The following is a 19,242-nucleotide window of genomic DNA, read 5'->3' as shown; positions in this document are numbered from 1 at the left end:
GCGACTTGACTGCAATCCGGCAAATATGTATCCAGTTTTTAAATTTGGATACAAAAAGGATATTACAGATGACCGTCTCGCGATTGAAGGACATTCCGGGAATTGGCGTGGACAAGATGGGACAGGCCGCCGATGACGCCGGACATTCCGACATGCTTCGGCTGGAGAACCTGGATACGGACCTTCGCCCGCCGGAGGAGGCCTTGGAAGCAACGCTGGCTGCCATCGGCCGGGATGACGCCAACAGCTATTTGCCGTTCCTGGGCACGAATGACATCCGCAGGGCCGCAACCAGCCGGATATCGGCCACCACCGGCCAGCCCTACGACTGGACAACCCAATGCGTCATTTCGGCGGGCGGCCTGTCCGGCATCCTCAATGCCCTTCTGGCAATCCTGGAGCCGGGCGACGAGGTCATCATCACCGATCCCGCCTACGCGGGCCTGCTCAACCGCATCCGCCTGGCCGGCGGTGTTCCGAAGCTGGTTCCGCTAAGGGTGGTCGACGGCGGCTGGCGTCTTGATCTGGAAGAACTGCGCCGCGCAGCCAGCGCCAGAACCCGGGCCGTTTTGACCATGAGCCCGTCCATGCCGACAGGCATCGTCCACACGAAGGAGGAATGGAACGCCATTGCGGAAGTCGTGATGCACACCGGCGCGTTCCTGCTGCACGACGCCGCCATGGAGCGTCTCCTTTACACCGGCAAGCCGGTGATCCACCCGGCCAGCCTGGATGGCATGGCGGAGCGCACGATAACGGTGGGCTGCGTTTCCAAGGAATACCGGATGATCGGCTGGCGGGTCGGCTGGACGGTCGGCCCCGCCCCGATCATGGCGGACATCGGCCTTGTCAGCCTCACCAACGTCGTCTGCCAGGTCGGCATCGCAATGCCCGGCGCTGCGGCCGCCATCACCGCGAAAGACGACGGCATCGCCGCTGCAACGGCAATCTGGAAAGCCCGCCGGGACATCATCCTGCAGGCACTGTCGGACCTGCCCGTCGTGCGCCCGGATGGCGGCTGGTCGCTGCTGATCGACACCGCCGAGCTTGGTTTTTCCCCTGTGGAAGCCTCCCGGTTGCTGTTCGAAAAGGGGCGGATCGCGGCAACACCGATGACCGGCTGGGGCAGCGAGGACATCGCCGGACGCTACCTGCGTTTCGTCTTCGCCAACGAGCCGGCAGAAAGGCTCGGCGATATCCGCGAGCGTTTGCGCCTCGCCTGGCAGGTCTGACGGCACCTCCCCAGCCACGACACCTCAGGAAAGCCCTGCCCGGGCTGTCTTCCTCCCTCACGCTCTACCGCCGGTCCGCACCGGTTTCTTCACCCCGCTTGTGCCCAAAGGCACAGCCTTCCTCGAAAGGACGAAAGACTTGACCACCCGCATCCCAACCCTGGCCGCCTGGCTGTTCCGGCTTGCTGCTCTCTGGATGCTGATCGGACTGGTGCTCGGCATCGTCATGGCGGCAAGCCATGACCACGCGCTCGCGCCGGTTCATGTGCACACCAACCTTCTCGGCTGGGCAACCCTAGCCCTGACCGGGCTTCTCTACACGGTGATCCCGGCCATGGCGGACAACAGGTTTGCCCGCCTGCACTTCTGGCTTCATGCGCTTGGTCTGCCGGTGATGATGGCGGCGCTGGCCGCCTATGCGCTTGGCCATACGGCGATGGAACCCGTCATCGCGGTTGGTGCGATCGCGGTTACCGCCGGGCTTGCCTTTTTCACGGTCAACCTGTTCCGGACACTTTGACCGGACGGGTTTCACCCAACTCGCCCAAGTTCCGTGTCCGGGGCCCGCAGTCGCAACACTGCGGGCCATTTCCGTTTGCCGCACGAACCGGCACGCAATCGCCGGCCTGTCTTGACAGCGTCACACCTGGCCGTCCCTATATCACCAGTTGTGCCGGGGGCGACTCGGCACCCCATCGGCAAACTGCAAGGAGACGGCGCATGAAGATCGGCAAGACCACGGTAACGGCAGCCTGCGCATTGGCCATCGCCTCGTCTGGCCTGCTGGCGCCACGCCTTGCGGATGCCTGCACCCGGGTGGTCTATCTGGGTGCCAGCGAGCAGGTGATCACCGCCCGCTCGATGGACTGGAAAACCGATGTCGGCACGAACCTCTGGCTGTTCCCGCGCGGCATGAAGCGCAACGGCGAAGCCGGTGAAAACTCCCTGGAATGGACCTCGAAATACGGCAGCGTGATTGCCTCCGGTTACGACATTTCAACGACCGACGGCATGAACGAAGCCGGGCTTGTCGCCAATGTGCTGTGGCTGGTGGAATCCGAGTATCCAGAATACGACAGCTCCAAACCCGGCCTGACAATCGCCGCCTGGGCGCAATATGTGCTCGACAATTTCGCGACAGTTGAAGAGGCCGTCCGCGCGCTGGAGGCCGAACCCTTCACCCTCTTCAGCGACAATGTTCCAGGCGAAGAACGCCTCGCCACCCTGCACCTGTCCCTGTCGGATGCAAGCGGCGACAGCGCCATCGTGGAATATATCGGCGGCAAGCAGGTGATCCACCACAGCCGCGCCTACCAGGTGATGACCAACTCGCCCACCTTCGAAGAGCAGCTGGCCCTGAACCAGTACTGGAAGGAAATCGGCGGCACTGTCATGCTGCCGGGCACCAACCGTGCGGCGGACCGCTTTGCCCGCGCATCGTTCTACGTCGACGCCATCCCGAGAACCGAAAGCCCGGTCGAAACGATTGCCAGCGTCTTCGGCGTCATCCGCAATGTCTCCGTGCCGCTCGGCATCACCACGCCCGACCAGCCGAACATCTCCTCCACCCGCTGGCGCACCGTCGCCGACCAGAAGCGCAAGCTCTACTTCTTCGAATCCGTGGTGACCCCGAACATCTTCTGGATCGACTTCAGCCAGGCCGACTTTTCATCGGAAACCGGCAAGGTCATGAAACTCGACCTCGGCCCCAACCAGACCAACATCTACTCCGGCATGGCCAACGCGCACTTCCAGGAAGCAGAACCGTTCCGGTTTCTGGGGCGGTAGGACGCGGGAAGGGCTGCTTTGCGTCGCCAAGGCGGACTATCACTGGTTTTCGGTCCAATCTGCAAAGCCGCCGTTCGTTGCGCTAAGCACGAAGGCTCATAGAGGGCGGGGAGCGGTAGTTCGCTGCAGACGGAAAGGATGACTCCGATGCGCAGGAATCAGACTTTGCATCCGAGAAGATCGGTACAACTCTAATCTGTGCAGGTTATCATCGACAGATCACAAGAAACGCGAGGATCGGAGGCGTTATCTACCTGATCAGGAGGACTGAATACACGAGTATTCAGTCCAATTCCCTTACCCGAGTGGACGTCCAAATCAGCTCCGCCCACTCGCAAAGGGGGCGGATCGCCATCAATAAGCCCACCTCGCCACCGCCCACTCCGAAACTTTTTCAGATCTTCTTTTTATTTCATCAATGGTCCATTTCTCGACATTCGAAAGCTCCCGAACTGATGGGAATTTCGAATTTTTGTATTCTTTTCGCTTTTGATCGAAGGTTCCTGCTGAAACTTTTTTATTCATGCCCGGGGATATCGGGGCGAGATTTCCCCAAGTATGAAGAACCGCTTCGTACTCGTCCTTTGGCACGTCGGTCCAGTCATCAGGTTTCTTTTGCGGAGCAATATGTTCGATATCAGAAATGTCGCCGGGGCATTCGGCATCAAGGCTCAGCTCGTACTCACGGATCGCAAACTGGCGAATTTTTCGCCTATACAGCGGGCCGTTCAATATGGCGTCTTTCACCATAGCATCGCTCGGCCATGAAATAGTTGACCTCGACATTACTTTTTCTCGAATCGTCGCTGCATTAATCTCCGAGTCCTTTGGATCGTTTGGGGTCGCGAAAATTTCGTCCCATAGGCCCTTGAATACGGCATGGAGACCAGTCGGTTCGATGCCGCAAATTGCCCGACGCACCAGGAAGGACTCAACTACATCAAGCGTTTCTAAAACTTTAGACTCTGACAACTGGCCCGCCGTGTAACTCGCAAGCAGCCTCATAAGAAAGGGGTAGACTGATGACGGGCGATTAAGTGAGTGTAACCGGTGTATTCTCAAGTTGATGGACTTGGTAGCTTTTTCAAGATTCGATCCGGAACTGAGGCACACATATGGCTCTTGGAACTTCTCAAGATTTTCGATAATCGCAGCTGGCCCGCCCAATTTGTCCCAGATGCCGCGGATAGTCATGAACAAGTCATTCCGCCTTATGCTTGAATTGTGGATCAAGCCATACGGAAATAAAAACCTGTTAAAATCAGTATTTTTATCGGAGAACCTTGATATGAACGGCTCCCACTTCCCCCCAAATAGGCTTTGCGCAGCGTCAAGGTCATTCCCAACTCTCGCAAATATCTCGTTTCTTACAAGATCAGCGACTGTTATCGGCTCAGCGCCATAATTTAATCTCTCGAAGATTTTAGGCGCAACAGTTGGTTCTCTGAGTGAAATTGACACCATGCTCAGCTTTGTTGCAATTACGTCAACGCGTTCGCTGAAGGTCTCGATGCCACCACCTTTGAATTCTCGTCTCGCGTCCTTCACCATGTTTCCAAACTGAGATTTCATCATGCCCTCCTCATCTCCACTGGGAGAGGGAGGGCGTGGTGGATTGTGCGCATACATTTGGTGCGATGAAAGGTTTTTTACCTTTGATACGCGATCCCATATTTCTGAGAATTGCCGCCTGTCGTTAAAAGATGGTACTAGCTTTGTATTGTGGGCCAGGCCCGACATTGGCCGCACAAGCAGGTAACGGCCGATTATGTCTGCGGCCCAATCCAACTCTCCATTTTCTGCAGCAACCAGTACGTGCGCGAGCACCGACAAATAGAGGGTAGATACTCTCTGCTGACCATCTACAACCATCCAAGTTGGGGGGCGACCTTGCGAGGCGCCGCGTGAGTAAGTTACTATTACACCGAGAAAAATTGCTGAAGTTGGGTCTTCAAGAACTACCGACACATCATCGAGCATAGTCGTATAGTGTGAATTTTTCCAAGAATACGGACGCTGAAAAAGCGGTATCTCCATGACATTGTCGCCAGCAACCAAGTCATAGAAGCTGCTTTCTTCTGGGATATCTGTTACCTTGTATTTGCTTTCCATTCTGGTCGCCTATGCATCAGTTTCTTTCGCAACTTGCCCTTTCGTGAAAGCTGGTGCAAGAGGAGCCTCTTGCAGTCTGATCAATGAATGTGACATCGGACAACCTCGCACTACAGATGCTGCAGCGTGGGACTTCGAGAAAGGGCGCCGCAATTTCTCTTGATGCCCCGCCGCGAAGGTTAGGTCCGGCCAAGTGATGATCGCCTCAAGAGATTTTTGCCTTGTACCTTCACCGAGATTGCAGAGAATGGCACGGGACGGCCCCTTCTCAAAAGAGTTGAATTTCTGCTTCGGGCTGGGATCGGTCATCCTCTGCGCTTGGCACGAAGGTCCGCTCCGGGCCGAAAGTGTCGAACATTCACTCATCAAATTCGGCATGGCGTGCAGTCCCGCCGCAAGACTGTTTTGAGCCATCCTGCTCATTCCTCAGGGTGCAGCGCGCGCTCTGTTCCTGTGCTTGTCTTTCGCGACAATCCGTGGATTACTTTATGCTCACGAATTTATGAGGAAACAGAATGATCGACCCTGCCATATTGCTAACTTACTCGTTGATCGTTCTTGGATTTGTTTTCATCCCTGGTCCCGCAACGATGTTGACTGTAGCACGAGCTACTACGTCGGGAGCCAAAGTAGGGATTGCTACTGGTGCTGGCATCACTGCCGGTGACTTCCTCCATACAGTCATGGCCGTTGTCGGTATTTCTGCAATCATCGCGGCATCGGCCACCCTCTTCACCATTGTGAAGTATCTCGGCGCGGCCTATTTGGTTTATCTTGGCTTAAAGGCGATCTTCGAGAAGACCACGGTCGATCTAGGCCAAGGACGTGTTCCTATTACTGCTTCAACGGCTTTCAGGCAGGCAATCTTGGCTGAAGTCCTGAACCCGAAGACGGCCCTGTTCTTCCTCGCGTTTCTTCCGCAGTTCGTTGCGCCAGAAAAAGGCTTCGTGGCCGTGCAACTCACGCTTCTGGGTGTTGTCTTCGCGCTGATCGGTTTTTTCAGCACAATCGTCTACTCGATTGCCGCCGGTGGTCTTGGAAATTTCCTGCGACGCAACCCGACTGTTCTGAAATGGCAAGGCAAGGTCGTCGGCAGCATATACTGTGCACTCGGAGTTCGCCTCGCTCTGCAAGAACGGTAAGCTGACGTTCAGCCAAAGCAGCAAGGTCCGCAGCACCGGCGTCTGGTAGCTAGCTGTCTTCGCAGATGTGACGAATGGCTGGCACGACAGGTTGGATCGCAGCGCCATAGCAGCAGGCTAACGATCGGCAAAGGCCACCCTTGAGCCAGGCGCAATGGGACTTCGCTCTTATGCTGCGGCGCATCCGAGGTCGTCAGCAAACCCAAAGTGTCGAGTACTGCCCTTCGGATGAATGTCAGCTTTGCCAAAGCAGTCATAAAATGCGACGGAATCTTGGTTGCCATCCGTATGGGGACCTCTTGCGTTGAACCGGATATCAAAAGATGGAAAAATCAAACCAATCGCGCCGTAGCTTTGTCGGTGGAACCCTTGGCGCTCTCGGCCTTTCGGTTTTGGCAAAGCCGGCGCTCGCCGCGAACCTGACGCCGCGTGCGACCGAAGGACCTTTCTACCCGGCCCCTGCGATGCGAAGGGTTGATGTTGACAATGATCTTGTCAAAATTCTAGGGACCGTCCAGGAAGCTGGTGGCGAGGTTTTCGTGTTGAAGGGCCGTGTGCTCAACACTTCCGGCGCGCCACTTGCGGGTCGGCGGATCGAGATCTGGCAATGCGATATGAACGGCAAGTACCTTCATGGTGGCGACCGCCAGGCGATTGCTTTCGATCCGGCTTTTCAGGGCTTTGGTTACGATATCACTGGCCTCGACGGCAGCTATGAATTTCGCACCATCAAGCCCGTGCCCTATCCCGGCCGCACGCCGCACATTCACGTCAAAGTATTCGAGGACGGACAAGAGGTTCTGACCACTCAGTTTTATGTCGCCGGGCATCCCGCCAACAGTCGCGACAGAATTTTCAACCTGCTGTCGGACAGTGAAGTGCGAGCCGTCTCGATGACCTTCACGACGACTGACCGTGAAGAAGAGGCGATTGTTGACGTTGTGGTCTAATCGTACAGCATCCGCAGCTTTCTTTGCCAAATCACCAAAGCGTCCCTTCGAACCGGTGCAGCAGCGAATTCAAACGTTGTCCGACTGGCCGATATCTTGCTCCATAAAATGCTGAGCTCGGCACGAATGGCCCAATGACGGGCCGCACCGCAACGTCATGAATTGGCAGTGAACGTCAGCAATGGGCCGAAATTGCCAACGCATGCCGGACCAACGAATGTCAGCTAAACCCGTTCGAGGCACGTAAGCCGACCGTCCGCTCCCACCCCCAAATCTGCCAGTCGGCAATGCGTCCGTCGGTTTACCCTTTTACTGGAACCGCCTCATAAAATTTCCCCATCTTCCCTTACGTTAATTCTTGCATTGCCGCACACATGGGCTCACTATCGAGAGAAATTACTTGTCATACAAAGCCCTGTGACGCGCCATTTCTTGTGCGTTTCAAAGCAAAAGAAAGATGTGCCTGCGGAAGGCATTCATGGCGCGACAGTCGATCTGGAACCTGACGTATGCCAATTACCTTCGCACCTCGTATCGCCATGTTCGGATTTGACGCCACGGCCTCGCCCAAGTGGCAAATGGTGCCGCGGGGGTGGGAGCGCACGATTGTGGTGCGGGGGGCAGGTGCCCTTATTCCCGAATTGACCCCCAACGACATTGCCAGGGTCACCTATCGCCGTGTCGGCGCCGAACACCATCTGACGCTCAAGGGCCTCAAGGCCGGCAAGGGGTTTGTCCGCTTTGTGCCGAATGCCGGGTTTGCGGGGCCTGTTCCCAACAGCGACATTCTGGAAATCTCGGTCAAGACCGAGGTCAAGATCAACACGGCGTTTCACTATGTGAAGGACAACGCCGGCCACAAGACCAACCGCAACATGGGCGACCTCAACGCCCTGATACGGGGCGTCAACCGGCTGCTGGACACCCAGGCCAACGTGCGGATGTACAGAAAGAGCGCACGCACGATAACGGTTCCACAGAACCTGGGCGCCACGGTACGGTTTTCCAGCCACCTGGCGGGCGTTGCGGCCGCCGAACATGAATGGGACGATGTCACGGCCTTTGCCGATGCTGCCGCGGATTTCAATGTCTTCTTCGTGTGGCAGTATGAGCAGGATGCGACGCCTGCGGTCAACAACACCCGGGCCGGAACCCTGGCCGCCGAGAAGAACTGCCTGATGCAAGATACGATCACCGGCTCAACCCATGCCGAAACCCTGGCACACGAGACCATTCACCTGCGCGGCATCGGCCCGCACAGCGGAACCGCAACACACCTGATCGCCAGTGGCGCGGTGCGGACGGGGCAGCTGATTTCGCGCGCCCAGGCCAACATCATCAATCCGTCGGGCACATAATGGTTCGACACCGCAACCTGGCCGGATGCATCGCAGGGGCGTTTCTGTTCACCTGGATTGCAGGAAGCACTATGGCAGACGACATGAACCTTGAGGCAGAGATCGACACAGCGCTGGCCGGAGGCTCGACGGAGGCTGTAGTGGAGGCAGGCCCGGCCGCCGTCGCTCCCCTGGCGGCGCGCCTGGCCGCGGCGAAGACCACCGGGGAAAAATCAGCCCTGGTGGATCTGCTGTCCGCCGTCGGCGGTGCCGAGGCCCTGGCGCCCGTCTTGCCCTACATCGGTGATGCCGACCCGGACCTGCGCGCACGCGCCAGCGCCGCAGCGCTGAAAGTCGTGCTGGCCAATGGCCCACCGTCGGGCCCCGTTGCCGAGCAGCTTCAGACCGAAGTATTAGCAGCGCTGGAAGCGCCGGACGCGGAAGGCGGCGTGTTGCTGCTGGGGGCATTGGTGCCTGGAGCGGAAGACGCGCTTGAAGCTCACCTTTCCGGCACACGCCTGGTCAAGGCACAACCACAGGAGCCCACGGCCCCCGCAGCCCTGGCAGCCCGGCTCGCGCTTTCGGCCTTGGGGGACGATGAAGCGCGAACCAGCCTCCTGAGGCAAATCCCCGAGGCAGAGCCGGACAGTCTCGTCTTCATGTTGAAGGCCTTGCCCCTGATTGATGCTCCCGAAGTTCTGCATGCCCTGGCCGCAACCACCCTTTCCTCAGACGCCCCCGTCGCAGACGGTCTGCCAAGTGGAGCGGAACCCGCCCGGGAGGTGGCGGACGTCGCGGTCGAGGCGTTTGTCGCGCGTCTGAACCTCACCCCTGGCTTCAAGGTGACGCCGGGTGCCATCTACACGGCGGACCAACGGGCCGAAGTCGAAAGGCTCATCACGAGCTCCATACCGAACTAGGCGAACCGGTCTTCCAACTCACTTTTTCGCCCCTGATACTTCAGCCCAGGACAAATGACCGGATTTTACATTAACGAAAGGTCCCATCGGTAAACTGGAGAAAACCTTCCAGAGACGAGAAAGTGATGCCGTCTTCCAGTAACGCCGCTCTCGAAATTCTCAATCTTCACAAGCGTTTCAGCGAACCCGCGGTCAACGATCTCTCGTTGAAGGTGCGCAAAGGCGAATTCTACGCCTTGCTGGGCCCCAATGGTGCCGGCAAAACCACCACGCTGCGCATGGTCGCCGGCCTGCTTCAGGCCGATGCGGGGGCGGTCAGGGTCTGCGGCATCGATGCGTTTGCGGATCCGATTGCCGCCAAGCAGGTTCTGGCCTGGGTTCCGGACGAACCCATGGTCTACGACAAGCTGACGCCGCTTGAATATCTCGAGTTCGTGGCAGGCCTCTGGAGCATGCAGCCGGACCTTGCAAGGTTCAAGGCCGACAGCCTTCTGGAAGCCTTCGGACTTGCCCCCCATGCCAATGAGCGCTGCGGCGGGTTCTCGAAAGGCATGCGCCAGAAGGTGGCGCTTGCAGGTGCCCTGATCCACGAACCGCGCCTGATCATCCTCGACGAACCGCTCACCGGCCTTGATGCAGGCTCTGCCCGCCAGGTGAAGAAGGTGCTGACCGGGCTTGTTGCGCAGGGCGTGTCGATCATCATGACGACCCATATCCTGGAGGTGGCGGAGCGCATGGCCGACCGGATCGGCATCATCGCCCGTGGACAGCTTGTTGCCGAAGGAACTCTGGAAGAGCTGCGCCAACGGGCAAGCGCCGGCGGCCATTCCCTGGAGGATATTTTCCTGGAAATCGTGGGCGGCGATGCCGGCGCACATGCGAATACGGCCGAACTCCTTGATGAGAAGGTGGCATGAGAGCGACGGTGGCTTCTTCCGCCCTGTTGCGCTTCTCCCGCCATGAATTGCGGCTGGCATGGCGCGACTGGGCCTGGATGTTTTCAGGCTGGCGCAGCACGAGCCTGCGACGCGCCCTGATCGGCATGAGCCTCTTCTACGCGGTCATGCACCTGATCGCCTACGCGGTGCTTTCCCCCCGCTTTGCCACAGGGTTTGTACTCGACCAGACAGCACAGGCAGCGCTTTCGATCACGGTGCTGCTCAGCTTCACCATGATGCTGTCACAGGCGATGGAGTCGGTAACACGTGCGTTCTACGCCCGGGATGACCTGGACCTGATCCTGTCTTCCCCGGCCCCCTCGCGTGACCTGTTTCTCGTGCGCATCGTCATGATGGCCTTGACGAGCTGGGCCATGTCGGCGCTGGTCATCTCACCGTTTCTCAACGTTGCGGTGGTGCTTGGCGGGGAGCACTGGCTGGCGGGATATGTGGTTCTTCTGGCGGTATCGCTGAACGCGACCGGGGCAGGCGTTTTGATCACGCTCGCGCTGTTCCGAACGGTTGGCGCGCAGCGCACGCGCTTTTACGCGCAAATTCTGGCAGCGGTCGTTGGCGCGGCCTTCCTCATCGGGATGCAGGTGGTGGCGATCCTGTCCTTCGGGTCGATGTCGCGGTTCACGCTGTTCGATCCCGCCTTCCTGGCAAGCCATGCGCCGGGCGAAGGCTCGCCGTGGTGGTTCCTCGCCCACACGGTAGCCGGACAGACCAATGCCGTGTTCCTGTTCCTGGCGCTTTCCGTCGTGTTTTTTGCGGTCGGAGCCTGGCGCGGCGCGGTCCAGTTTCGCAGCATTGTCGTGCTCGCACTTGGCGTTACGGAAAAGACCCCGCGCGGCCGCGCTTCCGAGCGGACCTTTCGCAGTTATTCGCCACTCGGCGCGCTCGTCCTGAAGGAACTCAAGCTCATCGCCCGCGATCCCTGGCTGATATCCCAGACGCTGATGCAGGTTCTCTATCTCATCCCGCCGGCGGTCATGCTCTGGGTCAGCTTTGGCGAGAAAACCGAGATTTCCGTGATCGTCGCGCCGGTTGTCGTCATGGCGGTCGGGCAGCTTGCCGGCGGCCTCGCCTGGCTGACCATCTCCGGTGAGGACGCACCCGACCTGATTGCAACAGCCCCCATCTCTGCGTTCACACGCCTGTGGGCGAAAGTGCTGTCGGTGCTGACGATTATCGCAGCAATCGTGCTGCCGATCTCCCTGGGTCTGGCGCTCATATCGCTATGGGGCGCTGTCATCACCGCCGCCGGCGCGATGACCGCGGCAGCAAGCGCAGTGCTTGTTCAACTCTGGTTCCGGGCGCAGGCAAAGCGCACAACCTTCCGGCGCCGTCAGGTCGCTTCCAAGGCCTCCACGCTTGCGGAGGCCGCCGCGTCCATTGCCTGCGCGGCCGGCACGGCCCTCGTCGCGGCGGCAAGCCCGCTGGCGATCCTACCGGTCTTCCTGCTGATGAGTGTGCTCGGGATCTCCTGGAGCATCCGCCCGAAACACAGCGCAGGCGCCTGAGGGCTTGCACGTTCCGGCCAGTTGCCTGTGGGGACAAGGCGCGCCAATGAGCGCCTCCTTGAAACGCAGGGTAAGAATTGAGCAATACGCCCTGCACGTGTAATCATTGAGATTATTACTTATCTACCCTCGATATATACGTAACCATCCATAGTTTTTTCAAAGAGTCCTTTAAAACGTTATTCAATATTAGGAACGATACTCCCAAGTCTGATCGCTACTATTTTTGGAACTCAGAATGGACAAACTCTTTGGCAACATCAAAATAAAGTACAAGATCGCTGGTGGTTTTGGACTGGTCGCTCTTCTCCTTGCGGCAATTGGTGTGGTTTCCTTTGTTAGCTTCGGCACTGTTGCCAATGAAATGGAAGACGTCGAGGACATGAGCGGGGACGCGTTGCTCGCTTCCGAGTTGAACGCCGACATGGCCAAGCTGCTGTATTACACGGATGTCTACTTCAACAGCCGCTCTGCTGAAGATCTGAAGGTCGTCCATGAGTACGAACGTCAGATGGACGAAGGGCTGACCCTCGCCGAGACGGAGATTTTCAATCCCGAACGGGTCAAGCGCCTTGCGGTGATGAAAGAGGATATGGCGACCTACAAGCACGACGTCGAAAAGGTGTCAGCGCTTTACAAGGAACGCGACGATCTTGTTACCAACAAGCTGGACCAGATAGGCCCGGAAGCGCGCAAGAACCTGACGATAATCAACCAGTCTGCCACGGCAGACGGCGAATACGGCACAGCCAACCTCGCGGCCCAGGCGCAGGAGCATTTCCTGCTGGCCCGGCTTTATGTCACCAAGTTCCTGATATCCAACAATCCCGCAGATATCGATTTCATGCTCGAGCAGACAAGTGCCCTCCGGGACAAGCTGACCGCGCTTGAGACCAGCATCAAGGACGCCGAACGGAAGAAGGTCCTTGAACAAACCGGCCCGATGATCGGCAGCTATGAAACGGCGGCAACGCGTGTCCGGGACATCATTCTGGAACGAAACAGCATCAAGGCAGAGTCGATCAGACTGGGCCAGGAAATCAGCCAGCTGGCTGCGGAAGTCAAGGAAAGCACCGTCATTGCCCAGGCGGCCGTCGCCCAGGATGGCATTAATATCGCCAACTACACCAAGGACATCGTCGCCATCGTTGCCGTGGCGGCTTTCCTGATTGCCTGCGGCCTGGCGTTCATTATCACCTATGGCATCACGGTGCCTGTCGCCCGCCTTGTTGAAGACGCGCGTGAACTTGCGGCCGGCAATACGGGTGTGGCGTTTGTTGATGCCGCACGTGGTGACGAGATCGGCGCGGTTGCCAAATCAATTGCAGGCTTCAGAGACGGCGTCATGCAGCAGGCACGACTTCAGGAGGAAGCCAGGACAGAACAGGCGGCACGTGAGCTGCGCCAGAAGAAGGTGGAGACCCTGATCGACACCTTCCGCACGCGATCAGGTGAACTGCTTGCGTCGGTTGGCAGCAACATGGACCAGATGCAATCTGCCGCCGCAAGCCTGGCGTCACTGGCTCAAGACACATCGATGAGATCGACAAGTGCGGCGGGAGCCTCCGAGGAAGCATCCACCAATGTCCAGACGGTGGCTTCGGCGGCCGAAGAATTGTCTTCGTCAATCAGTGAAATCAGCCGGCAGGTCACCGACACAAAGACAGTTGTCGACAACGCGACACGGACAGCAGCTTCCACCAATGAAAAGGTGCAGAGCCTTTCGGAAGGCGCTCAGCGGATCGGTGAAGTGGTCGACCTGATTTCGGCAATTGCCGAACAGACCAACCTCCTTGCACTCAACGCGACCATCGAGGCGGCAAGAGCGGGTGACGCGGGCAAAGGGTTCGCCGTTGTTGCTTCCGAAGTGAAGGAACTGGCAAGCCAGACCGGCAAGGCGACCGAAGAAATCAGTGGTCAGATCACCGCCATTCAGTCTGCCACGGCAGAAGCGGTTGAAGCCATCCAGATGATCGCCAACACCATGCATGAAATCAACGAGTACACCTCGGGCATCGCATCTGCGGTTGAGCAGCAAGGCGCGGCAACTGCGGAGATTTCGTCCAATGTTCAGCAGGCCGCAACCGGAACCCGCGAAGTTGCCGAGAATATTGCCGGCGTGACCGAGGCGGCGACAGGCACCAGCCGTTCCGCCGAAGAGGTCGAAAAAGGATCAACCGACGCCATCGCCCGAACTCAGGAATTGCGGGCGGCAGTCGACACATTCCTGGAGGGCGTGGCCGCAGCATAAGCCTCGCTCCCCCTTTCCCTTCCTGCGTGCCCGGTGCGCTAAAAAACCCGGCGCGCAGGACAGTGAGAGCAATTGATGTCCGTGCCCGGAAATCTCCCCACTCGACCGCGCGGCAATGTTCCGACATGAGCCCTCATTTCTGACGTTCACTGGCTTGTATTGAGGCTCAGCAACAGGACAATCACCGAGCAGCGAAGCATCGCCAGCCAACCTGCAAATGGGCGGTGCGAGGAGCAAATCGACTGCCGGACCAACGCCCACGCAAGTTCGCTCAAGGTTCCTGCAAAGCTCTGCGGGTGCCGCATTCGGCAAGATATCGATGATAGAAATCCGTGTTCAGGCCGCTCGCCTGGCGTTGCAGTGAAGTCGTTTCGATAGCCTGGTCGGGCATGCCCAGCCAGTCCAGCAGGAGCTGTGTTGCCGCACGGGGATCCTGGGCGAAGCGCTCATAGGCGGCATGGAACGGCACGATGCCGTTCTGTCTGAAATAGGCCAGCCAGCTTTCGCAGTCCTGCGAAATCCAGTTCACAAGCCAGTCGATGCTTTCAAAATCGTAGCTGGGCTCGGCGATGCGCTCCTGCGCGGAAACCCATTGCTGGGTCTGGATGGCAATGTGAAGCGAAACGGCCTGATAGTAGATGTCGCCCCGGTGATTGTAGACGTAGAGGCAGTCGCCAAAGAGCTCCTCCAGCATCGTCACGCCGAGTTCCCGCAGCAGGTCGAACTGATAATTGTGCAGCATCAGCGAGACCGGCAGACCCGAACCGGCGTCAAAATCCCGGATCGCCCGCACATAGCGCTTCAGCTCTTCTGCCGTTGCGGGCAGATCGTGAAACTCCGGCAGGAAGTGCCGGATCTTCTTGTCGAAATGCCCCTGCCCGAACCACTCGTAGCTTTGCCGGGTCACCTTCGACGCACTCAGCGTCGTTGCCAGCGCCGTGCTGCCCGTTCTCTGCGTGGACGCAAAAACGATCGTGTCGCACGCAAGGCGGTGTGGGGCTGTCACAACGGTACCTCGCCCGGAAAAAATGTTGGCAACCGCAAGCTTGGGCCGCCTGGATTTGCAGGTCAACAGGCGTTCCGACACATCGCCTTGAAACGGCAGGCAGGCGCCTTCAAAGCGATTGATGGATCAATTTGCCACGCAGAACCCTACGAAGCGGATCTCCCCTCCGGTCGATGATTGCGCCAGCCAGAGGGCTAGTACCGACTAAAAGTTAGCCAACTGGAAAACTTTCTTGACATGACGGACGCAGCATCATTACTTAGCCATATGGCTAACTTAGATTCGATCTTCCACTGTTTGTCCGACACGACCCGGCGTGCGGTAATCGCACAATTGGTCAATGGACCAGCCCCGGTTTCGGAACTTGCGGCATCCCATGAAATGGCGCTGCCGAGTTTTCTCAAACACATCAATGTGTTGGAGAAGAGCGGTTGGATCGAAACGAATAAGTCCGGCCGAATCCGAACTTGCCGCCTTCGCCCGGAAACGGTCCGTGCTGCAGAAGGCTGGCTGGAACAACAGCGACGCCACTGGGAGGCGCGGCTCGATCGGCTCGACGCATTTCTGGCCAACATGAATGAGGCAGAGGACAAGGAATGACACACGACCCCGAACTTGATTTGGTGCTCGAACGGAGGGTTTCCGCATCTCCCGCACAGCTTTGGCGCGCCTGGACAGAACCGGAGCTGCTTGCTCAATGGTTTGCCCCCAAACCGTGGACAGTGGCGCGGGCCGCTATCGAACCGCATCCCGGCGGGATTTTCACTGTCGTTATGGCGTCGCCGGAAGGGAACGAAATGGCAGAACCTCCCGGCTGCGTTCTACTTGCAAAACCCGAGCAGCGACTGGTCTGGACTGATGCCATGGGGCCAGGTTTCAGGCCCAACGGCGAAACGTTCATGAGCGTGGACATCACCATGCGCCCTACCGAAGGCGGAACCTATTACCGGGCATTGGTGATGCACAAAAATCCGGAAGACAGAAAACGGCACGAGGAAATGGGTTTCCACTCTGGATGGGGAACCTGCCTCGACCAACTCGAAGCTTTCGCGCGCAGTCTTTGACAGTCAGGCGCAACAGGCAAGGCTGAGGATAACCTTTCCATGAAAAGACATATGACGAGTGCGGCTTGGATCTTGTCGATGCTGGCGTCACCCAGCATCGCGCTTGCCGACTCTACAACACAAAACGGCTATGCCGAGGTGAACGGCATGCGGATGTATTACGAGATAAGCGGTGAAGGCGAACCGATTGTTGTCCTCCATGGGGCATACATGAACATTCAGTCTATGGGTGACATCATCCCAATGCTGGCGGAGACCAGACGCGTTTACGCGGTCGAACTCCAAGGGCACGGCCGGACGGAAGATATAGACAGGTCCATAACTTACCCTGCCTTGGCAGAAGATGTTGCCCTATTCATGGATGCCCTGAACCTGCCAGAAGCAGACGTTTTCGGCTACTCCATGGGCGCCGCAGTCGGGTTTCAGCTTGCGGTGCGCCACCCTGGGAAGGTCGATCAACTGGTCGCCGCATCCCTTGCCTACGACATTGAGGGCATGCAGCCGGAATATCGCGCCATGGTACCCTCCATGACGCCGGATATGTTCACCGGAACACCGATCGAGCAAGACTGGAAGCGGTTGGCACCCGATCCGGACGGGTTCGACGATTTCGTAACACGCATGATCGGTCTGGAGCATGAGCCGGTATCCTGGGAAGAGGACGTCAGGACCTTGCAGGCTCCTGTGCTCCTGATTTCCGGCGACGCCGACGTCTCGACCCTTGAGCACTCGGTGGCAATGTTCCGTCTTCTGGGCGGCGGTTCCATGGGTGATCTGGGAAATCCCTTGCCCGCGTCGCGCCTTGCGATATTGCCGGCAACCTCCCACACCGCGATCATTCGGCAACCGGAATTACTTAATGCGTTCATTGCCCCCTTCCTTGCGGGAGAAACACCGAAAGGCATGTTCGACTAACCCTCCCAGATCGGGCTGGCCGGCATCGACAATTTCCGACGCAGGCACCGGTGTTGCCGCTCGTGCAGAACGCACAACAAAATCAAACCTCAACACAGGTCACAAGGCATGTACACGCTCGTGAGCACCGCAACGGCGGCACACTACAATTGGGGCGACAACTGTGACGGCTGGGTTCTGGCGAACAGCGACCCACTCCTGATTATCGAGGAGTTCATGCCCGCAGGCACAGCCGAACAGCGTCACTATCACTCCCGCGCGAGGCAATTCTTCTATGTTCTCGATGGTTGGTTGACGATGGAGATAGAAGGCCATTTGTACAAGGTCCCAGCCCGGCAGGGCATCGAGATCCCGCCCCTTGTATCCCATCAGGCAAGAAACGACGAACGTTCCGGAGTGACGTTTCTGGTCATATCGACCCCAACGTCCCGCGGTGACAGAACCATCGCGCTTCCGAACCAGGATCAGATCACATGATCAGAATTGCAGTTGTTACAGATATTCATCATCACGCAACGCATGGAAAATCTGCTCTCCATTCTCTCGCGGAATTCGTGGTGTGGGCAAACACCGAAAAGCCAGACATTGTTCTTGATCTGGGAGATCGCATTACCGACGTTGACAAACAAACAGATATGCGTCTCCAGAGAGAGGTTGCAGAAATCTTCGCGGAACTGGACGCCCCGGTCCAGCATTTGTGCGGCAACCATGATCGTGACAACCTGAGTGTTGGTGAAAACGCGGATATCCTGCGCACAGGGCTGGATAACACCGTAATTGACCTCGGCGGCTGGCAACTTGCAGTGTGGCGCGCCGATACAAAATTCACATATCATGAGACGAACGCAGGGTTTGTTCTGCCTGAAGCCGACCTTCGCTGGTTATCTCAGATGACCCAGCAGGCGGACAAGCCGACACTGATCGCCAGTCACATCCCGTTTTCAGGACACAGCCAGATCGGCAATTACTATTTTGAGCGAAATGCCGAATATTCGACCTATCCGCAATCACAGCGCATCCGCGCAGCTATTGCCCAGGCGCGGGTGCCACTCGCCTGTATAGCAGGACACGTGCACCGGAACACGGTCACAACAATTGACGGCATTCCACACCTCACACAGCAAAGCCTGACCGAATGCTTCACCACGGGCGGAGAGCCTGCCCACGCCTGGGGTCTTCTGAAACTCGGTTCCAAACTTGAGTGGCAAGTTTTCGGGAACGATCCATTTGAGCTGAGGCTCACTCCCTCTCGGAAACGCTCGCTAGCTCCTCTCGCTCCCTTCGTCTTCGAGCAGCGCGCGTAGTTATAGTAAGCATTCGGGTTAACGCAGCGGCTTTTTGGGTTGCCACTAAGACTTTCAGCCTCCCGGTTATCCCCTCGCAACATGTCTTGCTTCGTTCAGCGTAGCCATTGTTTCCTTGCGCGGATTTCTGATGACGTGCGACACAAGGCTTTCAGCTCAGCCACAAGACGGATCAAGAATGCCGCGGCCAAAGAAAGTTTCGGATATTGATGTTCTCAATGCCGCTCTGGAAGTCCTGGCGGAAAAAGGAGCAGGCTTCACATTAAGTGACGTTGCCAGCCGGGTAGCGCTCTCCCGGGCAACTCTCATCCAGAGATTTGGTGATCGCGACGCCATCCTCCACAGGATGGCAAGACATGAGGTCGACACGACCAGGGCCTGGCTTGCCGAACTTCCTGTCAACCGGGGAAAAGACAATCTCTGGCAGTTTCTGGTCGAGATTGTCGAGAGCATGGGCAGCGGAGAGGGGTTCTCCGCACGGGTTGCGATCGCGGCTCTGGAAGCGCGCGATCCCATTCTCCGGGCTTGTGCAAACGAACGGTATCAACTTGTCCAGGCCGCGATAGCGGCTCGTTTCGCCGGCCATCAGGATGCGGAAGAGATTGCAGCTCATCTGCATGCCATAATCGCTGGCGCCACCATGCAATGGGTTGCAAGTGACGGAAGAGTTCCATTGCCAGCCTTTGTCCTCGAACGTCTCGAAACTGCGTTCAAGTGGCTGCCTATCGATTGACAAAAGCTCACCTCCATTTATAACCTG

The 19,242-nt window shown here is 57.9% G+C and carries 18 protein-coding genes; 16 read left to right on the top strand and 2 right to left on the bottom strand.

The features are described 5' to 3' along the window. Positions 1 to 68 precede the first annotated feature (68 nt). The 3 genes from FIV03_RS07590 to FIV03_RS07580 all read left to right on the top strand — a co-directional run bounded on the left by FIV03_RS07590 (position 69) and on the right by FIV03_RS07580 (position 3,020). Positions 69 to 1,232 carry a pyridoxal phosphate-dependent aminotransferase gene (locus FIV03_RS07590; protein ID WP_152509130.1) on the top strand — a complete coding sequence of 388 codons (1,164 nt, stop codon included), beginning with the start codon at positions 69 to 71 and terminating at the stop codon, positions 1,230 to 1,232. 139 nt (positions 1,233 to 1,371) lie between these two features. Beyond that, positions 1,372 to 1,752 (top strand): hypothetical protein, encoded by a 381-nt coding sequence (locus tag FIV03_RS07585; RefSeq protein WP_209009892.1) that lies wholly within the window; start codon positions 1,372 to 1,374, stop codon positions 1,750 to 1,752. Between the two features lie 200 nt (positions 1,753 to 1,952). Continuing rightward, positions 1,953 to 3,020, top strand: coding sequence for a linear amide C-N hydrolase (locus tag FIV03_RS07580; RefSeq protein WP_152509129.1), 1,068 nt, complete (start codon positions 1,953 to 1,955; stop codon positions 3,018 to 3,020). A gap of 354 nt (positions 3,021 to 3,374) precedes the next feature. Here FIV03_RS07580 and FIV03_RS07575 read toward each other — a convergent pair whose 3' ends face one another. Continuing rightward, the gene (locus tag FIV03_RS07575; protein WP_152509128.1) at positions 3,375 to 5,132 is read right to left on the bottom strand and encodes a DUF262 domain-containing protein; all 1,758 of its coding nucleotides are present in this window, start codon (positions 5,130 to 5,132) and stop codon (positions 3,375 to 3,377) included. A 515-nt stretch (positions 5,133 to 5,647) separates the two neighbouring features. Between FIV03_RS07575 and FIV03_RS07570 the strand changes: the two genes are divergently transcribed. The 7 genes from FIV03_RS07570 to FIV03_RS07540 all read left to right on the top strand — a co-directional run bounded on the left by FIV03_RS07570 (position 5,648) and on the right by FIV03_RS07540 (position 14,193). Beyond that, complete coding sequence (locus FIV03_RS07570; RefSeq protein ID WP_152509127.1) at positions 5,648 to 6,274, top strand: LysE family translocator; 627 nt, start codon at positions 5,648 to 5,650, stop codon at positions 6,272 to 6,274. A gap of 392 nt (positions 6,275 to 6,666) precedes the next feature. Further along, positions 6,667 to 7,224 (top strand): protocatechuate 3,4-dioxygenase, encoded by a 558-nt coding sequence (locus tag FIV03_RS07565; RefSeq protein WP_286202273.1) that lies wholly within the window; start codon positions 6,667 to 6,669, stop codon positions 7,222 to 7,224. 509 nt (positions 7,225 to 7,733) lie between these two features. Then, entirely contained in the window at positions 7,734 to 8,582 is an 849-nt protein-coding gene (locus FIV03_RS07560) for a hypothetical protein (RefSeq protein ID WP_139314088.1), read from the top strand. Positions 8,583 to 8,653: 71 nt separating this feature from the next. Next, on the top strand, positions 8,654 to 9,481 hold the full coding sequence (locus FIV03_RS07555) for a hypothetical protein (RefSeq protein WP_152509125.1): 828 nt from the start codon (positions 8,654 to 8,656) through the stop codon (positions 9,479 to 9,481). Between the two features lie 125 nt (positions 9,482 to 9,606). Further along, a complete protein-coding gene (locus FIV03_RS07550) occupies positions 9,607 to 10,398 on the top strand; it encodes an ABC transporter ATP-binding protein (RefSeq protein ID WP_152509124.1) in 792 nt (263 codons plus the stop codon). Continuing rightward, entirely contained in the window at positions 10,395 to 11,942 is a 1,548-nt protein-coding gene (locus FIV03_RS07545) for a permease (protein WP_152509123.1), read from the top strand. The genes FIV03_RS07550 and FIV03_RS07545 overlap by 4 nt, the downstream gene beginning before the upstream one ends. A gap of 238 nt (positions 11,943 to 12,180) precedes the next feature. Next, entirely contained in the window at positions 12,181 to 14,193 is a 2,013-nt protein-coding gene (locus FIV03_RS07540; RefSeq protein ID WP_152509122.1) for a methyl-accepting chemotaxis protein, read from the top strand. Between the two features lie 271 nt (positions 14,194 to 14,464). Here the strand turns inward: FIV03_RS07540 and FIV03_RS07535 are convergent, their stop codons facing one another. Beyond that, positions 14,465 to 15,199 (bottom strand): Stf0 family sulfotransferase, encoded by a 735-nt coding sequence (locus FIV03_RS07535; protein ID WP_173013801.1) that lies wholly within the window; start codon positions 15,197 to 15,199, stop codon positions 14,465 to 14,467. Positions 15,200 to 15,436: 237 nt separating this feature from the next. Between FIV03_RS07535 and FIV03_RS07530 the strand changes: the two genes are divergently transcribed. The 6 genes from FIV03_RS07530 to FIV03_RS07505 all read left to right on the top strand — a co-directional run bounded on the left by FIV03_RS07530 (position 15,437) and on the right by FIV03_RS07505 (position 19,215). After that, positions 15,437 to 15,799 (top strand): metalloregulator ArsR/SmtB family transcription factor, encoded by a 363-nt coding sequence (locus tag FIV03_RS07530; protein ID WP_208993430.1) that lies wholly within the window; start codon positions 15,437 to 15,439, stop codon positions 15,797 to 15,799. After that, positions 15,796 to 16,263, top strand: a complete 468-nt coding sequence (locus FIV03_RS07525; protein ID WP_152509120.1) for an SRPBCC family protein — start codon at positions 15,796 to 15,798, stop codon at positions 16,261 to 16,263. Before FIV03_RS07530 ends, FIV03_RS07525 begins: the two co-directional genes overlap by 4 nt. 78 nt (positions 16,264 to 16,341) lie before the next feature. After that, positions 16,342 to 17,178 (top strand): alpha/beta hydrolase, encoded by an 837-nt coding sequence (locus tag FIV03_RS07520; RefSeq protein WP_353622188.1) that lies wholly within the window; start codon positions 16,342 to 16,344, stop codon positions 17,176 to 17,178. 108 nt (positions 17,179 to 17,286) lie between these two features. Next, positions 17,287 to 17,655, top strand: coding sequence for a cupin domain-containing protein (locus FIV03_RS07515; RefSeq protein WP_152509118.1), 369 nt, complete (start codon positions 17,287 to 17,289; stop codon positions 17,653 to 17,655). Further along, positions 17,652 to 18,482 (top strand): metallophosphoesterase, encoded by an 831-nt coding sequence (locus FIV03_RS07510; protein ID WP_152509117.1) that lies wholly within the window; start codon positions 17,652 to 17,654, stop codon positions 18,480 to 18,482. Before FIV03_RS07515 ends, FIV03_RS07510 begins: the two co-directional genes overlap by 4 nt. Positions 18,483 to 18,660: 178 nt before the next feature. After that, positions 18,661 to 19,215 carry a helix-turn-helix domain-containing protein gene (locus tag FIV03_RS07505; protein WP_173013800.1) on the top strand — a complete coding sequence of 185 codons (555 nt, stop codon included), beginning with the start codon at positions 18,661 to 18,663 and terminating at the stop codon, positions 19,213 to 19,215. The last annotated feature ends 27 nt before the right edge of the window (positions 19,216 to 19,242 follow it).

It is taken from the genome of Labrenzia sp. THAF187b (genome assembly GCF_009363375.1).
GTDB classification, from domain to species: domain Bacteria; phylum Pseudomonadota; class Alphaproteobacteria; order Rhizobiales; family Stappiaceae; genus Roseibium; species Roseibium algicola.
The sequence above is the reverse complement of the archived record's forward strand: the minus strand, read 5'-3'. Positions and strand labels throughout refer to the sequence as shown.